2 protein-coding genes are annotated in these 2,630 nt (G+C 57.1%); both read left to right on the forward strand.

Features of this window, described 5'->3' with window-relative positions; all coding sequences use genetic code 11:
* Window positions 1–211: 211 nt before the first annotated feature.
* Window positions 212–385 carry a hypothetical protein gene (locus ACZ4NT_RS39070; RefSeq protein WP_467730175.1) on the forward strand — a complete coding sequence of 58 codons (174 nt, stop codon included), beginning with the start codon at window positions 212–214 and terminating at the stop codon, window positions 383–385.
* A 252-nt stretch (window positions 386–637) separates the two neighbouring features.
* Window positions 638–1,957 (forward strand): chymotrypsin family serine protease, encoded by a 1,320-nt coding sequence (locus ACZ4NT_RS39075; protein WP_467730177.1) that lies wholly within the window; start codon window positions 638–640, stop codon window positions 1,955–1,957.
* Window positions 1,958–2,630: the final 673 nt, after the last annotated feature.

The following is a 2,630-nucleotide window of genomic DNA, read 5'->3' on the forward strand; positions in this document are numbered from 1 at the left end:
CGGCGGGGTAGTGCTTCATCCCCACAGGGACTCCGTTCTCCTGGACCATCAAGGCCCAAGTCTCTCCGGTGTCCAAAATCCGGGGTCAGGGCCCATGGTCGAAGTCCTGCTCGACGACGGCTACCTGCACCTGAGCCACGACTACCCTTGCCAGGGGCGCCACCCCGCCCACGAAGCCCCGGCCCGGAGCGCTGACCGACAGAGTCGAGCAGTGGGAACGCACGGCCGGCACGAGTATTCCTCCGACCGGATCACTGTCGAGCATGCCCTGGCCGACCACAAACGCTGGAAACAACTTATGCGCTGGACGTACCGCCGCGACCGACTGCCCGACACCTACCGGGCCATCGCCGGCATCGTCTCCGACCGCACAGCCACCGTCTGAATGCAGACCACGACCGGGCAGACACGACTAAACCGCCATCACGCGCCAACTCGTAAGACGAGGCCACCGTCGCCCTCGCGGCCTTCCAGGCTCGGATCCTCGCCCAAACCGGCGAGCCAGACACCAGATCAAACGGACGTGTTAGTGACCTAAAAGCCTGTAGGTAAAGCGACAAGCGAGTAGCTATTACTCTCCCACGAGGAAGCGTCCGGCAAGAAAGTGCAGCCAGGTAGGAAATCACGTTGAGAGCCGGTGATGATGATCAAATTACGAAATGCGGTCGGGGTAGTCATTCTGGGGCTCGCAAGCATTGCAGCTTCGCCAGCATTCGCGGCCGACTGGGATGACAAGTCAGATTCTCATTCTAGATACAAAGTCCCAGGATCCCCCCCATATGGATTCTCTAGCTGGAATGAACTCTTTACCGAACAGGAAAGAATAGTCGCTAGCCTTGATCGAATAGTGACCGCATCCAACTCCATGGGGGAGGGCTCCGGATACGGGTCGGCGGAAGTGTCCCTGGAAAATCGCTCCGCTACGGTCTACTGGAAGGGGGCGGTTCCTGGAAAAGTTCAAGAGATTATACGAGAAAATCGATCTGCGAACATTTCCGTAAAGTCGGCAGATTACACGATATCGGAAATATCTGCGGAGGTAAATGCGGTTTACAAGTCCCTTTCTGAGTTCGGAATCACCCCGGAGAGCGTGGGGCCGAGACCTGACGCTAGCGGAATTATTGCAAAGATCTCCGGGGGTGATGATGTCGTAAAAAAGGCGTCAGCGGCGACAAAATCAAGAATTCCCATCAGCTTCGTTGCAGGAAATCCTGTGAGGCGAATCGCGGATCGAACCCACGATACTCCGCCATGGTGGGGAGGGGCTAGATATCAAGGCCCGTGCACATGGGCTTTCCCCGTCACCGTACCCCCGATCGAGAACGGCTACGAATATCCGAAAGAGATGAAAGGCGCAATGCTATCTGCGGAACACTGCATTGCCGCACTTGGAAGCTATGAAATCGGACATGATGTAAACGTTCGCGGGTTCTACGCAGGCGGCTTCATTAATGAGGCGAAGGATCTTGACGTCGCAGTGATTGGAACTTTCAATCAGACCGAGGCTCGAGTTTATCGCGGTCCAGTGGATGCCCCTGCTTCAAGTAATAGCAAGATTGCTAAATCTTCTGGCACGTACGTCGGCGCTTGGGTGTGCACCGACGGATCGTTCACAGGTGAGCACTGCATGGTCCAGATTAACCAGGTCGAGACAAAAACACCATTCGCCGACCATATGGCACATGGACAGAAGATGAAGGTGGTTAATCTGGGATTTCCCGGCAATCCCGACATCGTACTAGCTGACTACGCTTCCATTGCGGCGGGCGGCGGGGATAGCGGAGGGCCCGTGATTCAGCCAATCTCCGAATCCAGCGTGGCAGCCGTTGGAGTGATGCATGCAATCAGCAAGGGTGTCGAGTGTGATATAGCAAGTCACTGCGGGTCTGATGTGTACTACCTGCCTGTCAATTACGCCCTTGAAAGATTCAATGTCAAGTTAATCACGGCTAGCTAACGACCTCGTGCACGAAACGGATTGACTCTTCTGGATGGGCGCATCCGTGCTGGTCACGCGATCGGCTCTTGATAACCGGCTTCGCTGGCGTGCCCAAATCCTTGTGATGCACAAGGTCGTAAGGATTGTCTCGTAACGGCTTGTTACGGATGAGATGATCTTGGCGTGGCTGGTGTGATCACGGGGTCGGAGCTGTCCTAGATAGCCCCATTCGCCGGGCTGAGCGCGCGACAGTTCGGAAAACTGTCTATTCATGGTTCGGCTGGAGCGGCTAAAGGTTGCATTGATTCTGACTGCTCGAGAGCGGGACCGGTTGAAGGAGTTGGTGCGCCGGAGATCGAAGCCGTAAGCGCTGGCTCTGCGCTGCCGGATCGTCCTTTGTGCGTATCGGGCATGCCGAATCGTGAGGTTGCCCGCCCGATCCGTGTCGAAGAGCACGCGGTCGGCGAGCGGCGTGCACGCTTTGTCCGTGACCGCTTGCCCGGACTTGGGCGACAGCCACGCCCGGGCAAGCGGTCACACGGCACCTCGCGTCTCGTTGACCAGCGGAAACCTCTACGAGGTCAAGCAACTGATGCCCCTACTGATCTTTTCGTAAGTTCGGTGGGTGTGCTGGTCGCGTGGGTGGGAGGCTTTCGGGGTGGCTTATCAACCCTCACCTTCGGCTGCGGGC

It is taken from the genome of Streptomyces sp. NPDC026417 (genome assembly GCF_055567695.1).